Source organism: Streptomyces sp. RerS4 (assembly GCF_023515955.1).
Classification (GTDB): domain Bacteria; phylum Actinomycetota; class Actinomycetes; order Streptomycetales; family Streptomycetaceae; genus Streptomyces.
On sequence record NZ_CP097322.1, the window covers coordinates 185,260 to 211,564 of the forward strand.

Genomic DNA, 26,305 nt, shown 5'->3' on the forward strand with positions numbered 1-26,305 from the left:
ACGGACGACGCGACGATCGTGTTGCCTGCCGTCATCGGTCCGTACGTGGTGATGAGGCCGCTCGGCGGCGGTGGGATGGGCGTGGTCTCCCTCTGCCGGACCGGGTCGGGGCGGCTGGTGGCGGTCAAGCAAGTGCGGGAGGAGTACGCGGACGATCCCGCCTTCCGCAGCCGTTTCCGGCGGGAAGTGGCCGCGGCCCGCCGGGTCAGCGGCGTGTACACGGTGCCCGTGCTGGACGCCGATACGGACGGGCCTCGGCCCTGGGTGGCCACCGTGTACGTCCCTGGACCGACGCTCGATCAGGCGCTGCGGATCTGCGGCACGTTCCAGGAGCCGGCCGTGCGGGCCCTGGGGGCCGCCCTCGCCGAGTCCCTTCAGGTCATCCACGCGGCCGGGCTGGTGCACCGGGACTTCAAGCCGGGCAACGTGCTGCTGTCCACCGACGGCCCGCGCGTGATCGACTTCGGTATCAGCAAAGCCCTCGGCGAGACCCGGCTCACGGTCACCGGCACTGTGATCGGCTCCCCCGCCTTCATGGCGCCCGAGCAGATCGCCTCGTTCCACGACGCCGGACCAGAGAGCGACGTCTTCGCGCTGGCCGGAGTCCTGGTCTACGCCGCCTGCGGGGAGGGGCCGTTCGGTCCCGGTGATCACGGGGTGCTGCACCGGATCGTCACGGACGAACCCGACTTGCACGCGGTCCCGTCCTCCCTGCACCCGCTCCTGTTGCGGTGCCTGGACAAGACGCCCTCCCGTCGGCCCCCTCTCGATGCAGTGCTGGCCGGGCTGGCGCCCGCGCGCCCGCACGATCTACTGGTCCCGGCGCTCCAGAAGGATCTGGCGGCGCGGGCCCGGGATGCCGAGCTGATGGCCGTGGTGCCGCCCCCGCCCCGCGCCGTGCCCGGCGGGGGCCGCCAGAGGTCCGGTCCCAGCCGTCGCACGGTCCTGCTCGGCGGACTCGCGGCCGCTGTGCTCGCCGGGGGCGGGGTGGCCGGTGCCCTGTGGGGGCCCTGGAAGACCGAAGACGGCGGTGGCAAGAACGGTAGCCCCGCCCCGTCGCTCGGCCCGACCGCGCGCCCTGTGGTCCTGACCGATCCACCCGCGCCGCTGTGGAACGAGCCGCTCCCCGGCTCACCGACCGGAATGCCCCAGGTGCGAGCGACCGGCGGGACTCTGGTGTTGCAGGACTCCAGCTTCGGCGGCTACACGGTGGCCGGGTTCGACCCCTCGAGCGGCAAGCTCCGCTGGAACCAAAGTGTCGCGACCGCGACGCGGCCGAACCAGCCCTCCGGCCCGCTCCCCCGAGGAACCCGAGTCCTCGGCACCATCGACGCGGGGCTGCTCGGAACTTCGATGAGCACGGCCCTGGAATCCTTGGGGCAGACGAACTTGACCGTGCTGGACCCGGCCACCGCCCGCGTGCGGTCCACCCTGGGTCTACCGAAGGGCGACAGTGTGATCACCCTGCTCTCCGCCCACGAGAACATGGCCTACTGCCTGGTGCACACCTTCAAGGGAAGCCCCCTGCCGGACGCGCCGTCCCCCGAGGCCACTGCGAGTCTCGGTCTCAGTGAGACGGCCACCGCCATCGATCTGAGCGGTGGCGGCATCCGGTGGCGCAAGCCCGTCGTCGCCAACTCCACGTCGGGGGTCAGGTACGCCGCCGATCGCCACGGCTTCTACTACACCGAGAGCACCAGGACCGGCTTGACCCTGTACGCGCTGAACGCCGCGGACGGAACGCCTCGGTGGTCCGTGGACGTGGCCGCGGACCCCAACAGCCAGCTCCCCCCCTATATGCAGGCGGGCGGAGGATCCCTCACCTCCTCGCTCATCGCCGTCGGCGACCTTCTGATCGCGATGCACCAGAAGGCCGGAATGAGTGCCTACGACGCCGAGAGCGGGCAGCGACGCTGGGCGGTTCCCATGGCCGGTGCTTCGGCCCCGGTCGCCGTCGGGAAGCTGCTGCTGGTCAACGACTTCCGGAACGTGCACGCCGTGGACCTGGACACCGGGGAGATCCGATGGCGCGTCGAAAGCCCCGTTCCGCTGTCCCCCCTTCCCGCGCTGTCGCCCACCCTGGCCGCGTCCACTCAGGTCACCGTGGTCCTGTTCAGCCCCGCGATCAGCGGCCTCGGCATGGATCCGGGGCAATTCGCGTCCGGCTGCCTGGTGCTGCGGACCTCGGACGGCAAGCAGCTCTGGGCGCTGCGTGACAAGCCGGTGACCTCGACGGCTTCCGCCCCGGCCTCGCCGGCGCCGTCGCCTTCCGGCATCGGAGAGGTCACCCGCCTGACGGAGGCGTTCTGGGGCGTGGGAGTGCAGGACGACGTCGTGTTCGTCAGCGGCGGCGGACGCGTACGGGCCTACCGGGCGAACGCTGGATGAGCGCCCCACCGCCCGCTTCCTCCTCATCCGCCGTACCCCTGCCGCCTCCGTCCACCCCGCCGCTCCCGGTGCGAATCGGTCCGTACCGTGTGGTCAGGCTGCTCGGGTCCGGCGGCATGGGCAAGGTGTACTTGGCCGCGACCCGGGCCGGGCGGCCGGTGGCGGTGAAGGTCGTCCGGGAGAGCTACGCGCAGGACGCGCGCTTCCGCGAGCGGTTCCGCGCCGAAACGGAGGCCGCCCTCAAGGTCAGCGGTGCCTTCACCGCCCCGGTGCTCGCCGCCGACCCGGATGCCGCGCAGCCCTGGCTGGCCACGGCCTACCTCCCCGCCCCCACCCTGAGCGAAGCCGTCGCCGCTCACGGACCGATGCCCGAATCCACGGTACGGAGCCTGGCCGTCGGCCTGGCCGAGGCCTTGGCCGCCGTCCACGCCGCAGGGCTCGTACACCGCGATCTGAAACCATCCAACATCCTACTGACCGACGACGGGCCGCGCGTCATCGACTTCGGCATCGCCCGCAGCGTGGACGGCGCCGGCCCGACCGGCACCGGCCAAGTGGTCGGCACCGCCGGCTACATGCCGCCCGAGCAGGTATCCGGGCGTACCTGCACGGCGGCCGGCGATGTCTTCTCCCTCGGCGCCACCCTGCTGTACGCGGCTTCGGGCCGCGGAGCCTTCGGGAACAGCGCACTGCACATCGTCCTGTACCGCACCGTGCACGAGGAACCGGATCTGGAGGACGTACCGGAAGCCCTGCGTGAGGCCTTGGAGGCATGCCTGGAGAAAGAGCCGTGGAAGCGGCCGAAGGTGGCGGACCTGGCGGCGCTGTTCGGCGGGCCGGACCTCCCGGGGGCGGGCTGGCTCCCTGAGGCCGTACGCCGGGAGGTGCGCAGGCGGGAGGAGACCGTCCGGGCGGCGCTGCCCACAGGCGGTTGGGCAGGGCGCCTGGACCGGCGCCGGGCCCTCGCGGCCGTCGGTGCGATCGCCGGGGCCGCGGTGTTCTCGGGCTGGTACCTCGCCGACCCCGGGGGCCCGTCCGTGGAACCGCCCAGGCAGCTGTGGCGAAAGCCGCTCCCGGACGGATTCTCCACCGTGTGGAAGACGGCGCGGGGCCGAATCCTCGTCTCGGGCAGCAGCGGGTCGGGGGCGGCCGTCCTCGACGCGCACACGGGCGAGAGCCTATGGCGGAGCGCACCGCTGGCCTCCGCGGCCTCCGCGACGGACGGGCGGACCGTGTACGTCATCGAAGTCGACGGCGCCGTCCACGCCCGCGACCTGGAAAGCGGCGAGGAGCGCTGGCGGTTCGTCCCGCCGGGCCTGGCTCAGCCGGAACTCACCGACCTGACCGTGCAGGCGGGCAAGGACGGATGGGCGTACGTCACTTCGGTCCGGACCGGGAAGCTGTACGTCCTCGACGACGGGGGGAAGCCGCGCTGGGACCGGGACAGCCCGCTCACTGCCGTCCATCCGCGGGGCGGGGTACTGCTGTGCGTGGCGCGCAGGCAGGCCGGAGCGGACGACCGCCGTACGCTCTACGCCCTCGACCCGCACTCCGGGAAGGAACTGTGGCGCCATCCCTCCGACATCGTGGGCATCGGCGACAACCCGGGGGCGCGGCTCGTCCTCACCGTGCTGCACGGCACCACGGAGCTGACCGCCCTGCAACTGGCCGACGGGCACCCGTTGTGGAGCGTCCCCAGCGGCCTGACGCCGGAGGACCGGCTGCAGAACGGGTTGCTGGCGGGCACGGCACGGCTCAGCGAGGACGGCGCGACGGTGCTCTTCGAGCAGAGCCTGGCGGACGGGTCCTTCGCGGCGGTGGACGCGGAGACGGGCAGGCCGCTGTGGCAGGAGCACACGGAGACGAGGCAGCAGCTGAGCCCGAGGGGCAACACCCTCTTCACCACAGCTTTCCCCCCGACCGGTGTCGACCTCACCGCCGGCCACGGGCCACTGACGGCCTACGGGCTGCGCGACGGGCGGCGGCTGTGGCGCACCCCGGACCTGGGAAAGGGCCTGCACCAGGTGCTGGCCGCACAGGACGGCCTGGTCCTGCTCGGAATCACCGGTGGCAGCCGGCCCGGCCTGTACGGGTACGCCCAGTCGGACGGGAAGGAGGTCTGGCGCCTGCCGCAGGAGGTCGACTCGCGCGCCCCGCTCAAAGCTGCTGTCACCTCAGGCAACCGCCTGTGGGTCTCCAGCGGTAACCTGCTGTTTGCCTTCGCTCTGGGCAAGGAGTGAACGACCAACGGACCGGGATCGGCCGACCGGTCATCCCGTCCGATCCGTGCCGAGCGGCGTTGGCGGCATACCTGGCGGGAAGGCCGAGAACGCGGGCAAGGGCGGCAGTCAGAGGAACGGAGCGGCAGGTCCCGCTGATCGGCGCTGGGAGCGCTCCGCCCACGTCCGTCTACGAAGCGACCCGTGGCATCAGTACCGGTTGCCGTCCCGGCGGTTCTACTCGTCCTCCCGCTGCCGGCGTGCCGCGGCCTGGGCGGTGTCATTGACCCGCTGCTGCTGTTCATCCTGAACGGTACGCGCCGGTCCAGGTCCTCGCTCTGCAACACCCTTTAGGGTCTGTTGCGAAAGTGGATCAAGGTCGCAGCGTGGCTCACAACCCGCGGACGGCTTCGGTGTGATCTCAGCCGGCACCGGCGACCTGCCGCGCCCACGCGCGGGACACGGACAACTGGATCAGCGGCTCGGCGCCGTACTCGACTTTGTGGGTGAAGAACATTCCCGGCTCGCCGTCGGCGACCCGGGACTCCACCCGGGCCGCGGGCACCTCGGGGACGCGGGAGGCGTCATGGCCGCGCGCTCCCGCCCGGCCCGAAACGCTGTCACTGGCCAGTTCCGATTCCCCGCTGGCGGCCACTTGGCGGGGAGCTACTGGCCGCGATTGTCACGGCGGGTGATCGGCATGGCGGAGTCCAGCCGGCAATGCGCGCCGAGCGCCGTCGAGGCTGGCCGGCCGCAAGTTGAGATGCGAATCCGACCGTGATGGGCGCGTGTTGAGCCCTCGTGAGTGATGCCCCCTCCTTGCAATTCCTAGGATGACTAGGTTAAAACTAGAGGCCCTAGGAAAGGAGAGTGCATGGCACGGGCAGGGCTGACGGCGGAGCGGGTGACAATCGCGGGCGCCGAGCTGGCGGACGAGGTCGGGCTCGATCAAATGACCATGTCGCAGGTAGCGCGGCGACTCGGCGTCAAGGATGCGAGTCTCTACACGCATGTCCGGGGCCTGGAAGATCTGCGTGGCCGGATCGCGTTGCTGGCGGCGGACGAGAAGACAATCCGTATCGCTGAGGCGACCTCCGGGCGGGCGGGCAAGGACGCGTTGGTCGCGTTCGCCGACGCCTGGCGGGAGTACGCCCACGAGCATCCGGGCCGCTACATGGCGACGCAGACCTCGATCCGGATCGCCCCTGAGCTGGCCGCGAAGGCCGCCGGACCGCGGCGCGCGGTCGAGCTCACCTACGGCATGCTGCGCGGCTACGGACTGACCGAGCCCGACCTGACCGACGCAGTCCGGTTGCTGCGCAGCACGTTCCACGGCTTCGTCGCCTTGGAGGCCGCGGGCGGCTTCGCTCACGAGCGTTCGCCGCAACAGTCCTGGGTCCGCGCCCTCGACGCCCTCCACATCCTCCTGGAGCACTGGCCCCCCTCCCGAGAAAGAGACTCCGCATGACCGACCCGACCATCGGCCGCCTGCGCGTGAACGGCGCGACCCTGCACTACGAAGTACGCGGCCAGGGCCCGCTCCTGCTGCTGATCCCCGGAGGGACGGGCGGCGCGGCCTCCTTCAACGGCATCGCCGACGACCTGGCCGCCGAATACACCGTCGCGACTTACGACCCTCGCGGCATGTCCCGAAGCACGCTGGAGAACCCCGAAGCCGAGCAGAGCGTGGCCGAACACGCCGACGACGCCCTGCGGATCCTGGAACTACTGTCGCCCGATGAGCCCGCCCGGGTGTTCGGCTCCAGCTCGGGTGCGATCGTCGCCCTGCACCTACTGACCGCCCATCCCGAACGCATCGAACGCCTCGTGGCACACGAGCCGCCGGTAGTGGAGGTCCTGCCGGACGCCTCCGAACACCGCGCGTTCATTGCACGCGTCCAGAAGACGTTCCACAGGCAGGGGCTCATGCCGGCGATAGCCGAGTTCGCGACGGGCCTGAAGAAGGGCGGCGACACCCCCGACCCGAAGGCCGAGATCAGCCTTCCGCCGCAGGCAGCGGCACGTGCCGAGCAGACCATGGCCAACCTGCCGTACTTCGTCGGGCAGATCGTGCCCGGCTTCATGTCCTACGCCCCGGACATCCACCGGCTGGAGGCACTGTCGAACCGGCTCGTGCTCGCCTGCGGCTATGACTCACGCGGAGAGCTGCCCTACCGTCCGGCCGCCTTCCTGGCCGAGCGTCTCAGCACGGAACTCCGGCACTTTCCCGGCGGGCACACTGGCCTGACCACGCACCCCGCCGAGTTCGGCAAACTTCTGAGCAAGGCATTCCGAGCCTGAAGCAGGGTTGACGCCCCCCGAAGGTGGTCACTGAACGTCACATCCGCAACTGGCCGTACGCGGGGAAATCCTCCTGGCCACCGTCAGCGGACCTCCAGGAGCGGCGAGATGTAGCGGCCGGTGACAATGGTCGTCGCCATCGCCACGAGCGCGGGTGATTCAGGGCTGGGCCAACCGCTGGTAGAGGCTGCCGATCCCGATCCCGGCCTCTTCGGCGATCAGCGGGAGCGTGTCGAAGGAGAGCTCCCACTCGCCCCGGGGGCCGAACCTCTCGACGATCCCGAACGGTATGACGGTGCCCTTCCTGCTGGTGACCGTGCCGTGCCACTCAACGTAGGTGGTGGTCCCGCCGAAGGCGACCTGGCCCGGCTTGAACTTCACGTCGGCGTGCTCGAAGAACCTCTTGAGGTAGGCGGTCTTGCCCTCCGTGGTGGCCAGCGGCGCGGCCAGCCCGGGGCCGGTCAGCCGGGCGTTCCCCATCCGGCCGGTCAGCGCCACGACGTCCTCGCCGTTCCAGGCCGCCAGCCGGTCCGTGATCTCGTCGGCCCGGAACCGTGCGGGGGTCCGGCCGGTGGCGGGGCCCGCGTCCGAGATGCCTTCGAACAGGGGGCGCAGTTCGGGGGCCACCGGCTTGAAGATCTCGTAGCGGTCGTAGTAGCGGCGGGCCTGGATGGTCTTCCCGTCGTCGGACAGGACGTTGCGGGCGATCTGAGGGTAGGTCACCTTCTGTCCCTTGACCGTGACCTCGTTGCGCTGGCCGAACATCATCACCGCTCCGTCGGCCACCACGTTGGTGCCCACGTAGCGCAGGTCGGGGACGAGGCGAAGAGAGTTGGTGATCGAGGCTCCGATCACGCCGTGCCCGCGTTGGGCCTCGCCGCCCGCCTCCCAGAGCGTGGCGTCCGCGTCGAAGATGTCCAGGTATGCGGCGACTCTCGGGTGGCTCGGATCGCCGGGCGTGGGGGCCGTGCCGGTCGGTATCTCGCCGAAGGCGATCTGCCGCTTCATGAAGGCGCAGGCGTTCGGGGTGATCAGGCCTTCCAGCCGCTCGACCTTGTCCCGGACCTCGGCGCACTCGCTCCCCCGGCCGGCGGCGGCCGTCGCCAGACCCGCCTGGCTCGCCTGGCCCGCCTGGCCCGCCTGGCTCGCGGCGGCCGACCAGGACGAGCCGGCCGTGACCGTGCCGATCGACAGGCCGGCGGCGACCGCCACCGCGGCGAGCCGCTTCGCCCGCCCCACCATCTGCTGCTTCGTACGCCGCTGCTGCCGGATCGTCGTCATGACGACACTTCTCCCTCGGTCTTCCGGGTGTGGTTCGAGCCCTTACCCGTCCCGGTGAGACCAATCTGCCAAGAGGCGTACCGAAGATCGATTACCTCTCGGGTAATGGCGGAGAGAGCGGGCAGCCACCCTGCGGGGGCCCGACAGAGGGCAGGCGACCCGGACCGCCTTGAGGCCGATGACCTCGTGTGGCCGCAGCCGGTCGGGGTGCGTCATCACCCAGCGAAGTGCCCGTCGCGGTTTGGGCAGCGCAGGCGGCGGAGGGGCGGTCTCGACACCTTGTTTCAGCTGGCGGATGTAGCGGCTGACGACAGTGCGGTCGCCGCGAAATCCCTGGCCGTCGGACTTCTCGGAAGAGCTGGCTGGCGTTTCGGCAGCCCTGGGTGAAGCGTTCGTAGAGGTAGGGCTTGTGGTCGTCCAGCAGGGTGCGTCGCTGGGTGACCTTGACCAGCAACTGGTCGACGTCCGGTGTTTGGGCGTATCGGCGGACGATCCGCCGCGGGCGCCCGTTGACGTCGAGTGTCCCGTCCGGCGGTGGCACCGAAGCCTCCTCGTCAGGTTGTCCGGCGGCTTCGGCGCCGGCTCGGATGCGGGCGTAGTGACGGGCGAGAGTCCTCTCGACGGCTTTGGCGAGGTTGTTCCACAGGAGAAGAAGGTCGACTTCTACCTGCGACTGCGGGCCATGGGCATCTTCCCCGAGGCAGAGCTGGCAGACGGCACCATCCGCGGGGACGTCGGCAAACTGGAGCGGCTCCGCACGTGGTTCGGCCGACCGCTATGGGACATGGAGCCCGCCGACGCCGACGCGTACTTCGGGCGGGTCCTGCGCGCGGCTCGCCTTCCTCGACAGGTAGCGGCAGTTGCTGCGCATCCCCGCGTACGGCCTGACCGAGGAGCAGGGCCAGGCCACTCCCTCCGCCAGTAAGCTGGGAATCGCCGAACTGATCCAGCACGCCGCGCGCTGCGAGCGTGGCTGGACGGCCCTCGCCTTGCGGCGCTCCGGCGCTCTGCAGCGGGCGGCCGACGAGTCGGACGACGACGAGTTCCGGCCCGCGCCCGGCGAGACCCTAATGGGCTGCTGGCCGACTACGAGCTGGCGACCGGGGAGACCGACGAGGCCGTAGCCGGCATCGCCGACGACCAGGGCGTTCCCGTCCCCCGGGGTGTGCCGTGGTTCCCCGCCGACATCGAGGAGTGGTCGGTGCGGTGGGTGCTGCTGCACCTGATCGAGGAGACCGCACGCCACGGCGGCCACGCCGACATCATCCGCGAGAGCCTGGACGGCGCCACCCTCTACCCGCTGATGGCCGCCGCCGAGCAGTGGCCCGACTCGTAGTTCGAGCCCTGGGAGCCCGCCGCGCCCCGCCGGCTGTGGACTACGGCCGTCAGAAGTCGTGCCCCATCAGCCGGATATGGTCGAGGCGCTCTTGCGGACCGGTCCTACGCTGGAGGCATGGCCACCGATCCCTTGCTGAGACAAGGCCCCGACTCGACGGATCTGGTCCTGCGCGTCGGTCGGGCCGGGCCGACGTGGAACGCGCTGACCTCGGCGGGGCCAGCGCTGTTCACTCCGCTCGCTCTGGGCGTGCCGACCCTGCTCGTCGCCTTCTGGATGGCGCTGGCCGGTGCGCGGGCGTCGACCGTGTTCGTGGTGGTCGGGGTGATCGCCGGGCTGGAGTACCTGATCGGCTGGCTGGCGCTGGTCTTTCCCCGGGCCCGGGACATCCTGCGGGTGGAGTTCGCGCCGGCCGGGGTGCCCGCGTCTCTGCGGTTGGTCCGGGCCGCCGGGCCGGACGACTGGCTGCCCGTCAAGACCCTGCGCGAGGTGCGGCTGACGCACAAGGTGGTGGAGCCGTACGAGGGAGACCACAAGCCGGCAGTCTCCACGCTCGCGCTGGAACTCGTCCTGCGGGGCGTCCGGGAGCGGCTCGCGCCACCGTTCGTCGGCGACCCGCAGCGGCTCGCCGACGCGCTGAAGGCCCAGCTCGGCCCGGCTGGGGTCGTGGTGAAGCTGCGCACCGAGCGCAGCACGCGCGATCGGCCGCAGACCAACTCCGGCTGGACCTCCGGCGGTTCGGCCTCGGTCGGCTCGGGTGGCGGCTGACCCCGGGCTGCCTGTGGCGCTCCCCGGTTGGGCGTATTGAGCCGCCGGGTCGGCTCGGCCGCAGCCGGGTCCTCCGGCCACGGGTGGCGGGGGTAGCGGCCGCGGAGCTCGGCCCGCACGGCGCGGTAGCCCTCGCGCCAGAACGACGCGAGGTCGCCAGTAACGGCGGCCGGGTGCCCAGCCGGGGAGAGCAGGTGGACGGTCAGCGGGGCCCGCCCGTCCGCCAGCGCGAAGGCGGCAGACCAGCCGAACAACTCCTGCAGTTTCACCGCGAGTACGGGCCGCTCGCCGCTGTAGTCGACACGGACCCGCGAGCCCGACCCAACCCGCTCTGCCTGTCGTGTCGGCAGGCCTGGCAGGAACAGCTCACGCGCCCCTGACCATGACCACCGAGTTCGGCTACCCGGCCCGGTTCGTGCAGGAGCAGGTCGGTCATGCGCACGCGGCGACGACCGCGATCGATATCGGTGTCTCGAACGAGTATCGGAACACGCTGCTGGAGGCGTCGATGAGGAACCGGCTGGGCGACACGTGGGACGCGATCTCGTGATCAAGAAGATGGGCTACCAGTGGCAACTGCGGCGGCTGATGGCCGAGCAGGAGATGTACCAGACCTCGGACCTGGTTCCGCTACTCGCCGAGCGGGGAGTCACGCTGTCACGGGAGCAGGTCTACCGGCTGGTGCCCCAGCCCCCGCAGCGCCTCAGCATGGACGCGCTCGTCGCGCTGCGACATCCTTCAGTGCACGCCGAACGACCTGATCAAGCCCGAGGTCCGGGCCGCGATCTCGTTCCTGAACTGGCTCGACGCCAACAGTCTCACCCTGGCCGCCGTGGGCCAGGCCGACTTCGACGTCTGGCTGGTCACCCACCCCACCCTGCGCAAACCGCTGACTCCGTTCATCCGCTGGGCCAAGGTCGGACGCCTGAACACCGCCCTGGTCCTGCCCTCCGCACCACGTCAGTTCGCCGGCACATTCCTCGACGAAGACCAGTACACCCAGCAGCTACGTCGCTGCCTCGTCGATGCGACGCTTCCCAGGGAAGCACGCATCATCGGAGCGCTGGTCCTCCTCTACGCCCTGCCGCTGACCCGCATCACCGAACTCACCACCGACCGCTTCCACCGCGACGACAAGGGCGCCTACCTCACCCTCGGGGGTCGGAACCCGGCCCTGCTCCCGCCAAGCCTCGCCCAGCTCATCGAGAATCAGATCACCGACCCGAACACAGGAAAGTTCCGCGGCGAGCTCGACGACGGAACCCGCTACCTGCTGCCCGGCCAGGCTCCCGGCAGGTCCCGTAACCCCCTCGGCGTCGGCGAGCTGATGCGTCTGCACGCTCTGCCTACCCGCCCCGCCCGCAACACCGCAATGATCGAGGCAGTCACCGACCTGCCACCCATCGTTGTCGCCGACCTCTTCGGCCTGCACCCCGACACCGCGACCCGCTGGGCCGGCTACGCCAGCGACAGCTGGACCCACTACCTCGCGGCACGTGAGAAGCGCGGCCGGGCGGCTACAGGCCTGGCCACGGATCGCTGCCGCTGACCCGCACCTGCACCTGCACGACCGGCTGCTCGCCGCCCACCTGAAAGGGCGCTCATCTGAGGTGTGACGTCTGGCGTTCAGGAGCCGGCTGGAACGGAACCATTGGTGTTCAGCAGGGTGAGGCCGAGATGGGTCAGCGTGTGAAGGGCAACCTTCCGCTGCCGGGTCAAAGTGGTCAGCCCGGCGCTGCGCAGGGTGGTGGCGTGCTCGCTCGCGCTGGCCGGTGATATGCCCGCCAGCTGCGCGAGCTGCGTAGTAGTGCACGCAGGATGGTCGGCTATCACGCACAGCACGATTGCCCTGGTACGGCCGAGGAGTGCGGATAGAGTTGGCGGCACCGGGGCATCGACCTGGCGCATATCCGTGGGGGAAGCCCAAAGGGCAGCCGCGTGGACCGGGTTGTTCAGAGCCGGATACACCATGACGACCGTCTCGGCCTGGGGGCTGGCGAACAGCTGTGGAACCGGCCCGCAGAACACCGACGGGGCCAGAATGAACGGACGGCCCCCCAAGTGGAAGTCGGCCTCCGGGTGGATCAGGGGCCGATAGCCCGGAATCTCGAGCACGGGGGGCTGCCACACGGCCATCGGGCGCAGACTGTCCAGCAGTGCCCCTGCCCCGCCCTGCACCATGAGCCGCCCACGCCGGGCCACCTCCCCCACCAGGTGCTGGTCGATACGCCCCCAGTACGGGTCAACCGCCACCCGGTTCCAGCCCTGTAACGCGACGGCCATCCTTCGCACCGTCCGCGGGTCGCCATCCATCGCTTCGGCCAGCCACGGTGCCCGCCGCGTACTCGCGCGCGGAAGTACGGAGAACTCCGCGTGCAGCCGCCGGTCCGACGCACTGATCAGCCGCTCTATCCCCTCGTCCATACAGCCCACCGCGCCCACGAGAGTGAACAGATCGACCAGGCCCCCAGCAGAAGAGCTGAGAAACCGCGCCGTTTCCCTCCCATCGGCGCCGATCTGCGGACCGGTACGCGCACGCCAACCACCGAACAGCGCCGCACGGTCACGTCGCTGCACAGTCTGCAGGCTCAGCTGCGTCTCTGCCAGCGGCCCCAGCACCGTGACCTGCACCTGCGCCAGGTCCTCGACAGTGAAGTGAACCCGTAGCACGACATCCCCCTCGCCCCTGGTGATCCTTCCCATCGCTCTCGTTTCGGGACAGGCCGAAACGAGTCGAACTCCGCACCGGGATGGGCGCAGGGTGTACCTGATCGGTCACGCGGGCGCCCGTCACGATGCACGGAGGCGTGGGGGACTACAGCGGCCGCTACTGAGACGTATGGGTCCAGCTCAGTGGTCAAGCAAAGGATGCTCGCCAAGGCCCGGTCCCTGCCGCGGAAAGCGGCGAAAGCGAGTGCACGAAGAGCATGCGCATTCGGCCGCCCGCCGCCTGGCGTGGCCGGCCCACGACGAAGGAGAAGCATGGGAATTCGCAGGAAACTGGCTGCTATCGGGGTGGGCGCGGCACTGGTTGTCGGCGCTATGGCCGTTCCGGCGCAAGCGGCATCCTCGGGCGGGGTCGCTCCGCACGTGGCGGTGCAGGCGAGCACCGTCGGCGACGCCGCTACCGCCGCGCCCCGGTGGCAGTACACCGGGGCCAGGTACTACTGGGCGATCGAGTGCAATTGGGATGCCAACGAGCTGACCTACGCCACGGGATGGCCGACCCAGTGCCGCGGCCCGCACACCGACGGCTACTACTACCTCTGGGCCTACCACTAGACCAGGGGATCGCACATTCCCGCTTCAGGACTGGCTGCGGTAGACCAGTCGTGTGGCTCATGGCCATCTGACTGAGTAGGTGTTTTGAACGTCGACTGCGAGTCGGTGCAGGTCAGCGGTCGATGGTTCCGGCGGATCCGCCGGAACCATCGAGGCCCGGAGCGTCGGGATGTGCCGGCTCGCGCCGGGCGATAGACAGGTGGTGTGACGGACCGAGGAGAGCCGGGCGCCGGCGACGAGGACGAGGCTCTGCCCGAGCTGTGCGATCTGTGCGGGGCGGTGGTGGCGGGCAGTACCGAGTTGTATGCCGTGGTCCCGGAATCGTCAGCCGTCCACTCCGTCGACCCACGGCTCGACGGGAAACGCATGGTCGTGGGCTGCTCGCGCGAGCACCTGGCCGAGCTCGTCGAGCAATACAAGAACCGACCGTTCATCGACGCCGAGCTGTGGGCGGGCAAGGTCGGCGTGAAGGTCGGCACGGGCACAGGTCGGCGGATGGACGTCGGGCGTAACCGAGCCGACCCGCTCGCGGAGCGTGCCGTACTTGAGCGCTGGCATGTTCTGCAGGAGGTGTCCTCGACGGCTCCCGCGGCCTCGCCTCCCCAGGCCCATCAGCACGCGGTCTGCCTGGTCGAGGACGCCGGCCACACGCCGCTGTACGCCGCTGGGTCCGCTCCGGTCAGGGAACTGAGCCACAGGGCCGTGCGCGACTGGAGCACCTGCTCGCCGGAGCGGTGACCTCCTCCCTGAACCAGTTCGTCGCTTTCGGCCAGTGGGAACGGTCTTTCAGGTCACTGCTACCGAAGGCCCCGGCTCAGAAGACGCCGGCACCCCACTCTGGAATCCAGTGCGGTCGCTGCCCGGCAAAGGGTCGGAAAGCGATCGGAACACTCCGGGGGAAGGAGCACGTCATGGGGGTACGAAGGCGAATGCGCGGGACCGGTATCGCAATGGGGGCCGCGGTGGTGGCGGTGGCGGTGGCATCTGGGCCGGCGGCGAGCGCCGACCAGTGGCGGCCGCGGCCGGGGACCTTGTACATCTCCGACCTGCCCAAGACCGAGTCGTGGCGCGCCGCACCGGTCGCGCGGGGCTGGGGCATGTCACACGAGTGTCTGGCGAACTGGCCGGAAGGCCGGCCCGAGGTCAACGTCTGGCACCGGGACTTCAGCACCGCGGAGACCGCCTACGCCGAGCAGAAGGTGGTGGTCTTCGCCACCGAAGCGGAAGCCATCACCTTCGCGGAAGAGACCCGCGAGAGCTACGCCGAGTGCGCGAACCGCCCGCAGGAACCCGGGGTGACCGCCACCGGCTACGACCACGGCGTACTCGACGTGGAGGAAGGGGCGACGTTGCACGGGATGTACACCTTCGACGCCCAGGCATCCGACCGCCCGCACTTCAACTACCTCTGGGGCGTCGGCCGCGACGGAGACACCGTCACCCTGAACATGTGGCAGAGCTACTGGGGCGATCCACCGGTCACCGAATGGAAGAACACCCTGCGGACCGCCGTGAACAAGCTGTACTGAACCGCCACCCGCCGGGCGGAGCGTCCCCGCCCGGCGTTATGAGAGGCGCTGCCGCAGTCCAGGGCCCAAAGGCGAGCTCTGTTAGGGCCTGTCTCCCAAATCCGTCTGTGGCATCGTCGTGCTCGTGAGCGAGTCCTGGTTGACTCGGCGATTTAGGGCCGGCAGCGCCTGGCGCAGGGGGGAAGGCATGGTTCACAGTCCATTCGACGTTTCTTCGGCCCATGGCCAGAGCATGCACTGGAAGCTCGGCGGCTCTGGATGGGCCACCTGGTCGTGGTCGGTGAACGCTGAGGAGCAGAAGGTGCACGCCTCCTATGTAGGGCCCGAGGTCCTGGCCAGGTTCATGAACAGTGTCCGGGATCTGCGCCTTGGGTGCAGTGCGACCTTCGTGACGTTTTTCGACGAGCCGAGCGGGACGAGAGTCTTCTTCAATCAGACGGAGCAGGAGGTCTTCGTTCAGATCGTCGAGTTCGCGGACTTGAACGAGCCGTCGTCCTGGTGGTCGGACGCGAGACTGATCTGGGCAGGTCGGCTACCAACAGAGGCATTTGTCGGGTCCTTCATGGCCATGATTGAGAAGCTGCTCTCCGAGCACGGGACAGACGGGTACCGGAGGCGCTGGGGCTACGAATTCCCCGCCCTGGGGTGGGCGGCCCTCCAGGCAGCGCACAGCTCTCGCTGACCCGAACCGGACGCGGGGGTGAACTCCACGTCCGTGCCGCCGCAGCCGGCCGCGATGTCCAGCAGCCGGTCCCGCTCCGCCTCATCCACCGCCAGGCCCCAGCGGAGCTTGGTCGCCGTCCACTCCGCGCCGTACCGGCTCAGGGCATCCGCCGACGGCGGCAGCCACTCCGCCGGATCCTGGTCGGCCTTCTGCCGGTTCGAGCGGGCCGTGACCGCCACCCTCGCGGGATGACGGCCCCAACCTCCTACACTTCGACCCCGCGGGCGGCCGCCGCCCCAAGCGGCAGGCGCCCGGTCGAGGAGGCGGAGGCGGCCCTGGGGGGCCGACCGCGGCGGGTCAGGCGTTGACGCGGCGCAGGTGGATGCGCTTGCCGTACTTCTGGGACAGCCAGATCCGGCGGTTCTCCTTCTTGGTCTTCTTGCCGTCGACGGTGACGCGGGCCCGCTCCAGGCACCACTCGGGGGTGGAGCCGGCGTCTTCGACGCGCAGATGGACGGGGTAGAGGTCGAGGTCCTCGGTGTCGAGCTGGGGCTTGCGCGGATCGTTGCACTCGGGGTTGACGACCTGATGAACCCGGAGGAGTCATGGCCGTCGTCGGAGGTGTCCTCTACGCCGAGCAAGAGGGCTACGTCGACAAAGCCGACCTCAACGCCGCCGTCGGCGCCTTGACAACCGTCGCCGACACTGTGGTCGGCGGCGTTGGGCACCCCCACGGAAGCAAGTACGAGCGAACCACGGCCTACGCCCTGGGCTTCGACCAAGGCGACCCGGAAGGATGCGTGCAGCAGTACTGGACCAGCGAAATCTTCGAATGAGAACAGCTGCGTCCCCGCCGCCCGCACCGGGCATGAGATGGAAAGCCCGTCTCCCGGCTCGACATCTGCCGCACAGGGTCGAATCGGAGTTCCCATCTGCGGGATGATGGCGCCATGGCGGTGCGTGCGGGCATCGCCGAGCAGTTGCGGTTCCGCCCGGATGCGCGAGCCGAGGTTGACGAGGGCAACCGGAGCCTGGCCAACGAGTTTTCCAACCAGGTGAGCGCCCCCGCCGAAGACGTTGAAGGACGACGCGCCGCCGACAGTTCCCTCAACGGATCTGCGTCGAGCACACCAATGCCGAACCACGGCAGTGGCGGCCACTCCAGCGCTCCATCTGCCGACGCGAGGACTACGCCGAAACCCACCTGGCGATCGCCTCACTGGGTCTCGGACCGCTCCGCCATCCAAAGCAAACCGCCGCAAGCCGAGCACCGCACGGGTGCCGGGCCGACGGACAGCCTGCTGATCAACCATCACGGACCGAAGTCGTTGGCGTTCAGCGCCCGGGGCCAGCCGGGCAGACCGCATGTGCGCCCGCCCAGCCCCGGCTCCAACCCCGGCGACGACCTCTTGGCGAAGGCCGGCGAGGGTCGGGGATGCGGGGTCTCGCGGGCCGGGCTTCAAGCCGTCCGCGCCGCAGTCGCGGCGAGTCGGGGGCGGGAGGGGCTGATGTCGGATCAGCATCCTCCTGCCTCGACCGAAACGGCAGGTGACTGCGCGTCATCCCGGCTTGCTTCGAGGCCTCACCGCCGTTTAATGTCGTCAGCATGACGATAACGGCAGCGATCTTCGCTCCCGGCGCCCATCGGGCTCGGGGTACCTCAATCCAGTGGCAAGCGGCTGGACATGACGCCGACCGAGGGTCCGGCGCCGTGCCGGTGGCGAGCGATGGTGATCAAATCCATGCCGTATCGTCATGCCGTTCAACGGGCTTGGCGCGCGAGGAGCGGGCAGTGGAGACGCACGGCGCGCTTGGGGCGGTGTCGTTGTCAGTCGTGTCGTGATCGTGCGAACTCCCCCTCACCCCGAAAACACATCCCGCTAGGAAAACTCTGTGCGCCACGTCAGTCCGCCCTCACTCTCTGCTCTGCACCCCGCCCTCCTCGATTGCCTCTCTGAAATGCGTTCGGTCCGAGCGTTCCACGCAGCCGACTATGTCCGCGAGAAGTGCAGGGTCCTGAACGGGTACTTGCGGCGCAACAGCCTCGACTCGGTCGTCGTGGGCATATCCGGCGGTGTCGACTCGGCTGTCGTGCTGGCCATCGCGGAGACTGCCCGTAAGATCCCCGGCTCGCCGATCGTGAACGTCGTTCCGGTGATGGCGCCGATCTACGACACCTCCGCAGCGACAGGGCAATCCGACGGGGTGAGCCGCAGCCGGGAAATTTGTGATGCGTTGGGCCTGACCCCCTTGTTGGTCGACCTGACCGGGGCGCACTCGGCCCTCAAGAGCGCAGTGGACGCGGATCTGCCTCGGGCCGGCGCGGATTGGGCATCGGGGCAGCTCGCCAGTTACATACGGACGCCGGCCTTCTACTACGCCGTCAGCACACTCACCGAGCGCGGGCACGCCGCCATCCTGCTGGGGACCACGAACCGTGACGAGGGCGCCTACCTGGGCTTCTTCGGTAAGGCTTCCGACGCGATGGTCGACGTTCAGCCCATCAGCGACCTGCACAAAAGCGAGGTGTACGCGCTGGCTCGCTACCTGGAACTGCCTCGCTCCGTCATCGACGCCATTCCCACGGGTGACATGTACGACGGGCGCACGGACGAAGACGTCTTCGGAACCCCGTACGACTTTGTCGAGCTCTATCTCAACTGGCTCACACTCCCGCCCGACGAGAGGGAACTGCGAAAGGCGAGTTGGCCGGAATCGGCCCACCTTGAATTCAAGGAGATGGCGTCCCGCCTGGAGTCCCTCCATTCTTTCAATGCGCACAAGTACGCGGCCAGCAGTCCGGCCGTACACCTCAATGTGTTGCCCTCTGCCGTCCCGGGCGGTTGGAGTCACGGCCACGGCATCGCATGGGTGGAGGACTGAAAATGGTAGGAATGTCGGTCAACCCCTTTTGTCTTTCCCGGGACACGGAGCTGGGCATCTCGGCCGGCGGGTCGTGGGCCCCGACCGTGTCAGAACTTCCGCACGTCGATGCCAAAGTGATCGAAAATTTTCTCACTTCGGCCGAAGTGGAGCTCCTCTCGGCTGAGCTCGCTGCCCAGCGTCTTGTTCCGACGGGCCGCGACGGTATTCTTGCCCATTACTCCCCGGGCGATCCGGTCGGTTCTCTGCGCGCTACGGCCGAATCCGGCGCGCTGGCGGCAGAATTTTACCGGCGACTCCAGTCGTGCGTCTCGCTGGAGGTGACGCCCGATGATCCGACCGATTCGGACGGGAGGTCCTGGAATCCACTGTCCGTCAATCCGCGGATGAGGTTCATCAGGTATGAGCGCGGCGGGCTTCTCGTCCCGCACTACGATGCGCCCTACCGTGCCCCGGACGGAACACGAACCCTCCTGACGGTGGTCATCTACTTGTCGTACGAGGCGGTCGGGGGAGAAACGCGGTTCATCGCCGACAAGCAGAACGGCCTTCCTTTTGCACAGCGAGATTTTTCGGACTGGCAGCGGATCGCGAGTCCCGAGGAGATACTGACTGCTCACCACCCTGTACCGGGCGATGCGCTTCTCTTCTGGCACCGAACACTTCACGACTCGGCCCCCCTTCTCGAGGGCACGAAGACGATTCTCAGAACCGATGTGCTCTATGAGCCGACTGGTCCGGCATAAAGCAATAGGAAATCGCCGTAGCCAGGGGGACCACGTGACACTCGCATCATCGATGGTCGTGTCCGCGGAGGAGGAACACGCATGGCGTGACCCTTTCTACCGGGACGTGATCACGGAGTGGGGCGCGTCAGCGCTGCAGAGCACCGGATATTTTGACGACGGGGCAACTCGGGAAGACCTACAGGAAGCGATACTTGATCCGTTCTTCTGTACGCCCGTTCATAAACTGACCAGAAGTCCGGGCCGAACCAAGCCCCTCGTCCTGCTGGCCACCGGAGCGTTCTCTCCGATTCATCAGGGCCATGTGGACATGTTGCTGAGCGCGCGCCGAGCGCTTGAATCGAATGGAGAGCACGTAGCAGGCGCCTACCTGTCTCCGAGTCACGATCATTACGTATCGGTCAAGCTGTCCCATGAGGCGGTGCCGGCAGATGAGCGCCTCACGCTTGTCCATGAAAAGATCTCGCGACATGACTGGATCATGGCTTGCCCGTGGGAATCGAAGTGGGTGGCCAACCCCATAAACTTCACCACGGTCCTCCTCCGTCTCCAGAACCACCTTCGCACGTCATGGGACGACGAATGCGAAGTGGTGCTGGTCGTCGGGGCCGATAATTCAGAATTTGCCCGATGCTTCGTCAGACACGGCCGCTGCGTGATCGTCGCGCGAGGAGGCTGTGAAAGTCGGCTCGCCGAAGTCTTCGACGACCCCAGGATGGCATCTGCAATACACGAAAAGAGGGTGCTCGCCGCCCCCGCTTTCCCCAGGTCGATTTTCATGTCTTCCACGAAGGTCCGCACCGCGGCAGCAGCAACTCCCGCGGCGGCAGAGAGCGTGTCCGGCGGGCGCGGTGGCGGTGTCCCACCTCAAGCCACTCGCCGGTACGCCGTGAGGGACGATCTGGAGTGGGCGACAAGACGTTGGCGTGCGTCGGTGCCCAGAAGGGTCCTTGAGCCTGCCCTGGCCGAGTTCAAGTACAGCGCCCTCAAAAGCATACAGGCCGGTCTGCTCGGCGTCGGAGGACCCCGGGTCACGGTCGACCTCTTGAACCACGAAAAGCAGAGGGAGGTAGCCCGTGAGCTCTGCGCCGGCAATGTTGTCGTTTCTCTGGACACCTCGACTCCGGCAACCCATCGACTGGGCATATCACGAGTCTTTCACCCGTTCGATGTGCAGCTGCACTCGCATGGAATAGTCGCACGTCCAGGATGGCCCAGTCCACAGGAGCAAGTGGAGGCGATTGCGGCCAAGTCGGTCGTCCTCATGGACGACGACATTTGGACGGGGGCCACCATCGACTACGCCTCGGCGCTGCTCGAAGGCGCCGACATAGAGATATCGCGTACGGTTTCCCTGATGTCCGCAATCGAACCGGAAAAGCATCGGCCGATGGACCTCATCGATCTGAGGGACCTCCTTGTAGGTGCCGACGACAGCGGTCTGGTGGTTCAGGACTCCGGCGGTCTCGTCACCCGAGCGCCCTACCTGCCGCCGTTCGTGGATCTCGGTTCCAGGGCCTCCATCCCCCCGGCAGAGGTCCGTGGTCTTGCCTACCGGCTGTGGTCGGCGAATGCCACGTTCTTCGCCAAGACCGGGCTGCGCGTGGGCGATGCGTGCGCAGCCGTGCGCCAGTTCCTGCACTCGCTCGGACATCCCGATGGAGAGCTTTTGTCGGAAGTGTGCGACAGATATCGACGTCGTATGGTGGAGCTTCCGTTTGCCGCGGGATCCGATGTGCACCGGATGCTGAGGAATCCTCTTTCATGACCCGGTCGGATCGGTCCCGAGTGCATTTCCCGCCCCGGCGGGAGTCGGTCGCATGACGCTCGGTCACCACACGGGACACGACCCTGCCGCCGGGTGGAGTGGCGACGGCTCAGAACCGGACCGGCAGTGCGACGAGGCCCCAGGGCGCGCATCGACGGCCGTCGGCGGAGCCCGTCACGCGGCACGTCCGGGGCCAGGCCCTGGAAGCGGCACAGCGGCGTGCCCACGGCGACCGCCCGGCATCGCGGTTGGCCGAGGCGAGCGAGAGCATCACGGTCTCTCCGGCCGGCATCCGCACGCCGCCGATCTCGACGTCCTCGACCGGGAAGCGGCGGAAGGCCGGCAGCGCCGGGCCGTCGTAGCGGGCGAACCGCGCAGGGACCCGGCCCGCCCTGCGGCGACTTCGAAGCGTTCTGACAAGGTGGAGTGCATGGACTGCGTCTTCTGCCACCTCATCCATGAAGGCACGGCACGCTGGATGGCCCGCGAGGCCGAGGTATGCGCCTTCACCCCGTTGAACCCGCTCGCGCCGGGGCACACGCTGGTGGTCCCCACCCGCCACTACACGGGCGTGTTCGATACCCCGCCCGAAGTGCTGGCCGCGTCGATGTCGCTGGTCCAGCGCGTGGCAACCGCCATGAGAACCGCGCTGGACGCCTCGGGCGTCAACATCCTGAGCGCCAGCGGACCCGGATCTGAGCAGTCGGTGCCTCACCTGCACTTCCACGTCATACCCCGATGGGTGGACGACGGGATCTCCACCTGGCCGACCGGACGATCCCGTCGCCACCTCACCAGCGACCCAGGCACACGACTGGCCGACGCACTCAACCGTGACCACCCAGCGGGCCACACAAGCTGAGCCACCATCAAAATTTGCAGGTTCCGCACTCCCCCACCTCGTCGAGGATGGCGTCACCCTGCTCCCACCGCACCGCGCCCGGAAACGACCGAGCCCGGCCGCGGTGCGCCTTCCCAGCCCACCGGCGGCCCCGCCCGCGCGTACCGCATCCGCTCCCCCGGACCCTGGCACGGCCCGTCTGGCCGCCCTCAACCCCGCGCGGTGACAGAGCGGCTCGGGTAATCGGCCGCCGTGGTATGGCCTCCGAGGAAGCTGACGCCGAGGGAGAGCTGGACGGGGCGGGCGCTCTCATCCTCGCCCTGCCCGACACCTTGCGCCCGTGGACCCTGCGCGTCGCCGAGCGTCACCCCGACCCGGCTGCCAGGCCGGGCCACCTCGAAGCCCGAGCCGTCCACGTCACCGGTGTGGAGGAAGCCCGCATGATCGCGGCCGAGATCGGGCGCGGATCCTCGACGGGGCCGCTACCGAGGCCAGTGTGCAGCACGGCGGGGAGACTTGAGCCGGTGACGGCGCGACACGACCCCGCCCCTGAGCACGTCGTCGAAGCCCTCCCCCCGCCCGGTCACCGCGCAAAGCCCCGCTCCACGCTTCGCCCGTGTCAGTACGCGCGCGGGCCGCTGTCGGTGGCGCGCATCGGCTGCGGGTAGTACACCTGCCCGTCCTTCATGACCTGCTGGCACGTGTACTGGGTGGGGCCCATGGGCACCGTGACGGCCTCGGGGATGTCATTGCACAGGATGTGGTCCAGGGCGTCCGTGCTGTTGCCGAAGATGATCCGACGGACGCCCTCTTGCGTGATGAGGCCCTGGCGTGGGGTCGCCGTGAAGGTCACCAGGTTGTCCGACCAGCTCGACTTGTCACCGATGGCGACGTCCCACTCCACCACCGCGCCCTTGTACTCGGACGTGCAGACGACGGCGGTGCCCTTCGTCGAGCCCAAGTCCTTGGGACACTTGGCGGTGACCTCGCCGGTGCCACCACCGAGACCGAGCGCCTTCTTGCGGATCTCGTACTCCACGTTCGCCGCGAACGGCGCGTTCGCGGCCGGCGACGGCTGCAACTCTCCCTGCGGAAGGGGACCGGGACGGTCCAGCCTGTTGGGCAGCCGACTGACCGACGGCTCCGGCTTGGCGCTCTTCGCTCCTGCTCCTCCACACCCCGTGGCCAGCACGGCCACGCTCATCATCACCACTACACCAAGAGTCTTCATGCGCATGATCAAAAGACTAATGGCCGAAACAAGTGGTCCCGTCCTACCGCCCGGTCGGCCCGGAACGTCGGGTGGTGGCCCCGACGTAGGCCCTCCCCACCTTGCCGAGCGGATGGCCCGCGCGCACCGGGAGGACCTGCAATCCACGCGTGCGGAATTCGACTGAGCCCCGACGGACTTGCCCTTCGTGGTGCTGATCCCGCCGGGCTCGACGACCACCACCCGCACGCCATGCGGCCCTCCACTCGGCCGACTTCCTCGACGCCGGGACGTGGGCTGCGTTCGTGGTCTCCGCCAACGAGGTGGTGTTCCGCCCCATGTGGGGCGGTGAGCGGGGAGACTGCCGGACTGCATGAACTCATCGACGAGCGGAGCAACGCGGATGGGCTCCGCACCGGGTTACACCCATGACATCGACCCCGAGCGCGCACTGAAGTACGCCGAAATCAAACCCAAGGTCCGCGAACTCGGATGCGTCACGGGATCCGGCAACCTCGACCTGCCGGATCGTCCAACTGGTGCGTCCCCGACATCGCGGCCGTGCCCGTCGAACAGGAGGTGGGGACCTTCGATGACGACCCGACAGATACCTGGCGCCGAACCCGCCGGGACAGCCTGCCGCGTACTGGGCCGATGTCGCCTACGAGGCGCTCATCGCGTACACCCGGGCCCGGCAGGTCGAGAAGGGCTACACCCAGCCCCAGTTCCGGCTGTTGCGCGACCTGTCGGTCAATGGTCTCCCGCAGCGCCCGGCTGTGGCCGGCGCGGGAGGGGGAACGGGCGCGCGTTGATCTCGCGCGCAACGCCCCCGTGATCCGCACCGCCCTCCACGAGGGCATCGACGATGCGGACTACGTCACCACGGTCAAGGTGCTCCAGCGGCTGATCCGCGACGCGGGCAGAGCCCTCGGCTGACCGGCCGGGGAGCACCTCGTACCTGCCTTGCGCCGCCCGCAGGGTTGCGCGGCCCCGGCCTGGCGGCTACCGCTCGGCGGGGTCCTCGCCGTGGTCGCCGAGGGTGAGCAGGACGCGGCGCAGCAGGCCGGTCAGCTGGTCGCGTTCGGCCGTGGTGAGCCCGGCGAGTTGGCGTTCTTCGCCGGCGAGGTGGTGCTCGACGAGGCGGTGGGTCAGTTCGCGGCCGGTGTCGGTGAGGGAGATCAGCACGCGGCGGCGGTGGGTGGGGTCGACGGCCCGTTCGACCAAGCCCTTCTTCACGAGGTGGTCGATGCGATTGGTGAGCGCCGCGGAACTGACCATCGCGGCCGAGCTGAGTTCACCGGCGCTGAGGACGTGAGGCGGGCCGGAGCGCAGCAGCGTGGCGAGGACGTCGAACTCCCAGGGTTCGACCCCGTGGGCGGCCAGGTTCTCCTTGATTCCGGCTTCGAGCAGGCGCGAGGCGCGGGAGAGGCGGCCTATCACGTCCATGGGGGAGGTGTCGAGGTCGGGGCGGACCGCACGCCATTGTGCGGTGATGCGGTCGACGCCGTCGCACTTCTCTTCCGTCATGACCTCAGCCTAACATTTCGACATGGAAGTGTTTGACGTCGGGGATCATCCCGTCTATAGTTTCGATATCGAAATTTTCGACGTAGGGGGAATGCTGTGAAGGTTCTACTCACCGGCGCCACGGGTTACATCGGCTCCGCCGTCACCGACCACCTCACCGCCGCGGGCCACCAAGTCGTCGCGCTCACCCGCAGCGCCGAGCCCCAGCCCGGCCGGTCCTGGCACGCCCAGGTGGTCGGCGACACCGCCGACCCGGCCTCCCTGGCCGGTGCGGTGACCTCGGAGATCGAGGCCGTGATCCACCTGGCCCCGCCGAGCGGCGATGCCGACGTCGACACCGGCGTCATCGAGGCTCTCGCCGCTCCGCTGCGCGGCACCGGCCGTCCCTTCGTCTACACCAGCGGCATCTGGGTCCTCGGCGCCACCGGCGAGGCACAGGAGGTCACCGAGGAGACCCCGACCAACCCGATAGGCATCGTCGGCTACCGCCCGCAGATCGAGCGGCAGGTGCTGGCCGAGGCCGCCGAGGGCGTGCGTGCCGTCGTCATCCGGCCCGGGATCGCGTACGGGCGCGGTGGCGGCATCCCCGCTCTGTTGGTCGAGCGGGCCCGCGGGCAGCGGGCGCCCGAGTACTACGGCAAGGAGGACGTGCGCTGGCCGATGGTCCACGTGGACGACCTGGCCGAGCTGTTCGTGGCCGCCGTCGAGCGGGCCGAGGCCGGCACCGTCTGGCACGGCGTCGGTGAGTCGGCCGTCCCGGTCAGGGACGTCGCCCGTGCCGCGGGCCGCGCGGCCGGCGTACTCGCCGCCCCGCACGCGGTGTCGGTAGAGCAGGCCGCCGAGGTCTTCGGCCCGCAGTTCGCGGACGCGCTCGCCCTCGACCAGAGCATCAGCGGAGCCGCCGCCCGCACCGCACTCGGCTGGCGGCCGGGCCGGCCGGGCGCGGTGGCCGAGCTGGTGTCCGGCTCGTACCGGCCCGTCGAGGTGTTCGGCGCTCCCGACGGCCCGGAGACCGACGACGAGGTGGCCGCGATCCGCCGCCTGGTCGCCGAGGTCGAACACGCCCAGCAGAACGAGTTGGTGGACCGGTTCCTGAGCCTCTTCCGCCGACAGGACCCGGTGTGGACCACCGGCCACGGCAAGCGGCTGTCGGGCCTTGAGGAGATCTCAGCCTTCACCCGGCAGGTCCTGCCCGGCGCGACGGCCGAGTCCACCGCCGTCTACGACGTCGAACGCGTACTGTTCCTGCGCCCCGACGTCGCCGCGGTGAACGTACGCCAGCAGCCGATCCTCCACGATGGCGCCCGGATCGCCGACCGCCCCGAGGGCCGTCCCCTCTACATCCTGGTCAAGGAAGACGGCACCTGGCGCGTCGGGGCCGCCCAGAACACGATCGCCGTCGACTGATCCCCATACCCCCACCGACCGGCCCGGGAGCACCCTCGCCCCGGGCCGGCGGGGGCGTGCGGGCCCGCACAGGGGTCGGGCCCGCACATGCGTTTGCCCTTCCGGGGCCCTATCAGACCTGGCCGGCAGAGGCCAGGGCGCGGCGGCGGGCATCC

Annotated in this window: 23 protein-coding genes and 5 pseudogenes; 20 read left to right on the forward strand and 8 right to left on the reverse strand. The window is 69.2% G+C overall.

Features of this window, described 5'->3' with window-relative positions; genetic code table 11:
• The first annotated feature begins 18 nt into the window (after positions 1 to 18).
• Positions 19 to 2,388, forward strand: coding sequence for a serine/threonine-protein kinase (locus M4D82_RS00915; protein ID WP_249764162.1), 2,370 nt, complete (start codon positions 19 to 21; stop codon positions 2,386 to 2,388).
• Positions 2,385 to 4,628, forward strand: a complete 2,244-nt coding sequence (locus M4D82_RS33960; RefSeq protein ID WP_502988847.1) for a protein kinase domain-containing protein — start codon at positions 2,385 to 2,387, stop codon at positions 4,626 to 4,628. The genes M4D82_RS00915 and M4D82_RS33960 overlap by 4 nt, the downstream gene beginning before the upstream one ends.
• Positions 4,629 to 5,028: 400 nt before the next feature.
• Here M4D82_RS33960 and M4D82_RS00930 read toward each other — a convergent pair whose 3' ends face one another.
• Positions 5,029 to 5,262: a hypothetical protein gene (locus tag M4D82_RS00930; protein ID WP_249764163.1), complete on the reverse strand. Its 234-nt coding sequence runs from the start codon at positions 5,260 to 5,262 to the stop codon at positions 5,029 to 5,031.
• Positions 5,263 to 5,481: 219 nt separating this feature from the next.
• Here M4D82_RS00930 and M4D82_RS00935 point away from each other — a divergent pair, with 219 nt between their 5' ends.
• Together M4D82_RS00935 and M4D82_RS00940 are read left to right on the forward strand one after the other, a co-directional pair.
• Entirely contained in the window at positions 5,482 to 6,075 is a 594-nt protein-coding gene (locus tag M4D82_RS00935; protein WP_249764164.1) for a TetR/AcrR family transcriptional regulator, read from the forward strand.
• Complete coding sequence (locus M4D82_RS00940) at positions 6,072 to 6,908, forward strand: alpha/beta fold hydrolase (RefSeq protein ID WP_249764165.1); 837 nt, start codon at positions 6,072 to 6,074, stop codon at positions 6,906 to 6,908. The genes M4D82_RS00935 and M4D82_RS00940 overlap by 4 nt, the downstream gene beginning before the upstream one ends.
• A gap of 159 nt (positions 6,909 to 7,067) precedes the next feature.
• Here the strand turns inward: M4D82_RS00940 and M4D82_RS00945 are convergent, their stop codons facing one another.
• Positions 7,068 to 8,189: a hypothetical protein gene (locus M4D82_RS00945; protein ID WP_249764166.1), complete on the reverse strand. Its 1,122-nt coding sequence runs from the start codon at positions 8,187 to 8,189 to the stop codon at positions 7,068 to 7,070.
• A 409-nt stretch (positions 8,190 to 8,598) separates the two neighbouring features.
• On the opposite strand from M4D82_RS00945, the gene M4D82_RS00950 reads away from it, so the two are divergent.
• From M4D82_RS00950 to M4D82_RS00960, 3 genes and pseudogenes are all read left to right on the forward strand, one after another.
• Positions 8,599 to 9,114 (forward strand): hypothetical protein, encoded by a 516-nt coding sequence (locus M4D82_RS00950; protein WP_249772352.1) that lies wholly within the window; start codon positions 8,599 to 8,601, stop codon positions 9,112 to 9,114.
• Positions 9,050 to 9,525, forward strand: a pseudogene (locus M4D82_RS00955) (mycothiol transferase). Before M4D82_RS00950 ends, M4D82_RS00955 begins: the two are co-directional and overlap by 65 nt.
• A 117-nt stretch (positions 9,526 to 9,642) precedes the next feature.
• Positions 9,643 to 10,293, forward strand: a complete 651-nt coding sequence (locus tag M4D82_RS00960) for a hypothetical protein (protein WP_249764167.1) — start codon at positions 9,643 to 9,645, stop codon at positions 10,291 to 10,293.
• A gap of 35 nt (positions 10,294 to 10,328) precedes the next feature.
• Here M4D82_RS00960 and M4D82_RS00965 read toward each other — a convergent pair.
• A pseudogene (locus M4D82_RS00965) lies at positions 10,329 to 10,619 on the reverse strand (ATP-dependent helicase C-terminal domain-containing protein); the annotation flags it as partial.
• A gap of 56 nt (positions 10,620 to 10,675) precedes the next feature.
• On the opposite strand from M4D82_RS00965, the gene M4D82_RS00970 reads away from it, so the two are divergent.
• From M4D82_RS00970 to M4D82_RS00980, 3 genes and pseudogenes are all read left to right on the forward strand, one after another.
• Positions 10,676 to 10,843, forward strand: coding sequence for a hypothetical protein (locus tag M4D82_RS00970; RefSeq protein ID WP_249764168.1), 168 nt, complete (start codon positions 10,676 to 10,678; stop codon positions 10,841 to 10,843).
• Positions 10,840 to 11,068 (forward strand): annotated as a pseudogene (locus M4D82_RS00975) (helix-turn-helix domain-containing protein); the annotation flags it as partial. The gene M4D82_RS00970 and the pseudogene M4D82_RS00975, both read left to right, overlap by 4 nt.
• Before the next feature lie 57 nt (positions 11,069 to 11,125).
• Positions 11,126 to 11,842, forward strand: a complete 717-nt coding sequence (locus M4D82_RS00980; RefSeq protein ID WP_249772354.1) for a hypothetical protein — start codon at positions 11,126 to 11,128, stop codon at positions 11,840 to 11,842.
• A gap of 77 nt (positions 11,843 to 11,919) precedes the next feature.
• On the opposite strand, the gene M4D82_RS00985 is transcribed toward M4D82_RS00980, so the two are convergent.
• A complete protein-coding gene (locus M4D82_RS00985; protein WP_249764169.1) occupies positions 11,920 to 12,996 on the reverse strand; it encodes a winged helix-turn-helix domain-containing protein in 1,077 nt (358 codons plus the stop codon).
• Between the two features lie 393 nt (positions 12,997 to 13,389).
• On the opposite strand from M4D82_RS00985, the gene M4D82_RS00990 reads away from it, so the two are divergent.
• The 3 genes from M4D82_RS00990 (at position 13,390) to M4D82_RS01000 (ending at position 15,104) form a co-directional block, all read left to right on the forward strand.
• Complete coding sequence (locus M4D82_RS00990) at positions 13,390 to 13,575, forward strand: hypothetical protein (RefSeq protein WP_249764170.1); 186 nt, start codon at positions 13,390 to 13,392, stop codon at positions 13,573 to 13,575.
• A 204-nt stretch (positions 13,576 to 13,779) separates the two neighbouring features.
• On the forward strand, positions 13,780 to 14,313 hold the full coding sequence (locus tag M4D82_RS00995) for a hypothetical protein (RefSeq protein ID WP_249764171.1): 534 nt from the start codon (positions 13,780 to 13,782) through the stop codon (positions 14,311 to 14,313).
• Between the two features lie 233 nt (positions 14,314 to 14,546).
• Positions 14,547 to 15,104 (forward strand): hypothetical protein, encoded by a 558-nt coding sequence (locus M4D82_RS01000; RefSeq protein WP_249764172.1) that lies wholly within the window; start codon positions 14,547 to 14,549, stop codon positions 15,102 to 15,104.
• A gap of 624 nt (positions 15,105 to 15,728) precedes the next feature.
• Here M4D82_RS01000 and M4D82_RS34220 read toward each other — a convergent pair.
• Complete coding sequence (locus M4D82_RS34220; RefSeq protein WP_349637028.1) at positions 15,729 to 16,007, reverse strand: hypothetical protein; 279 nt, start codon at positions 16,005 to 16,007, stop codon at positions 15,729 to 15,731.
• 366 nt (positions 16,008 to 16,373) lie between these two features.
• On the opposite strand from M4D82_RS34220, the gene M4D82_RS01015 reads away from it, so the two are divergent.
• The 4 genes from M4D82_RS01015 (at position 16,374) to M4D82_RS01030 (ending at position 21,165) form a co-directional block, all read left to right on the forward strand.
• The gene (locus tag M4D82_RS01015; protein WP_249772356.1) at positions 16,374 to 16,604 is read left to right on the forward strand and encodes a hypothetical protein; all 231 of its coding nucleotides are present in this window, start codon (positions 16,374 to 16,376) and stop codon (positions 16,602 to 16,604) included.
• Between the two features lie 1,123 nt (positions 16,605 to 17,727).
• Positions 17,728 to 18,651, forward strand: a complete 924-nt coding sequence (nadE, locus tag M4D82_RS01020) for an NAD(+) synthase (RefSeq protein WP_249764174.1) — start codon at positions 17,728 to 17,730, stop codon at positions 18,649 to 18,651.
• A gap of 11 nt (positions 18,652 to 18,662) precedes the next feature.
• The gene (locus M4D82_RS01025; RefSeq protein ID WP_249764175.1) at positions 18,663 to 19,397 is read left to right on the forward strand and encodes a 2OG-Fe(II) oxygenase; all 735 of its coding nucleotides are present in this window, start codon (positions 18,663 to 18,665) and stop codon (positions 19,395 to 19,397) included.
• 34 nt (positions 19,398 to 19,431) lie between these two features.
• Positions 19,432 to 21,165: a nucleotidyl transferase family protein gene (locus M4D82_RS01030; protein WP_249764176.1), complete on the forward strand. Its 1,734-nt coding sequence runs from the start codon at positions 19,432 to 19,434 to the stop codon at positions 21,163 to 21,165.
• A gap of 226 nt (positions 21,166 to 21,391) precedes the next feature.
• Here the strand turns inward: M4D82_RS01030 and M4D82_RS01035 are convergent.
• A pseudogene (locus tag M4D82_RS01035) lies at positions 21,392 to 21,535 on the reverse strand (cytochrome P450); the annotation flags it as partial.
• A 60-nt stretch (positions 21,536 to 21,595) separates the two neighbouring features.
• On the opposite strand from M4D82_RS01035, the gene M4D82_RS01040 reads away from it, so the two are divergent.
• Positions 21,596 to 22,027, forward strand: coding sequence for an HIT family protein (locus tag M4D82_RS01040; RefSeq protein ID WP_249764177.1), 432 nt, complete (start codon positions 21,596 to 21,598; stop codon positions 22,025 to 22,027).
• Positions 22,028 to 22,625: 598 nt separating this feature from the next.
• On the opposite strand, the gene M4D82_RS01045 is transcribed toward M4D82_RS01040, so the two are convergent.
• Positions 22,626 to 23,243 carry a hypothetical protein gene (locus M4D82_RS01045; protein WP_249764178.1) on the reverse strand — a complete coding sequence of 206 codons (618 nt, stop codon included), beginning with the start codon at positions 23,241 to 23,243 and terminating at the stop codon, positions 22,626 to 22,628.
• 565 nt (positions 23,244 to 23,808) lie between these two features.
• Here M4D82_RS01045 and M4D82_RS01050 point away from each other — a divergent pair.
• Positions 23,809 to 24,152 (forward strand): annotated as a pseudogene (locus tag M4D82_RS01050) (MarR family transcriptional regulator).
• Positions 24,153 to 24,218: 66 nt separating this feature from the next.
• On the opposite strand, the gene M4D82_RS01055 reads toward M4D82_RS01050, so the two are convergent.
• A complete protein-coding gene (locus M4D82_RS01055; RefSeq protein ID WP_249764179.1) occupies positions 24,219 to 24,743 on the reverse strand; it encodes a MarR family winged helix-turn-helix transcriptional regulator in 525 nt (174 codons plus the stop codon).
• A 96-nt stretch (positions 24,744 to 24,839) separates the two neighbouring features.
• On the opposite strand from M4D82_RS01055, the gene M4D82_RS01060 reads away from it, so the two are divergent.
• Complete coding sequence (locus tag M4D82_RS01060) at positions 24,840 to 26,150, forward strand: SgcJ/EcaC family oxidoreductase (RefSeq protein ID WP_249764180.1); 1,311 nt, start codon at positions 24,840 to 24,842, stop codon at positions 26,148 to 26,150.
• Positions 26,151 to 26,305 lie beyond the last annotated feature (155 nt).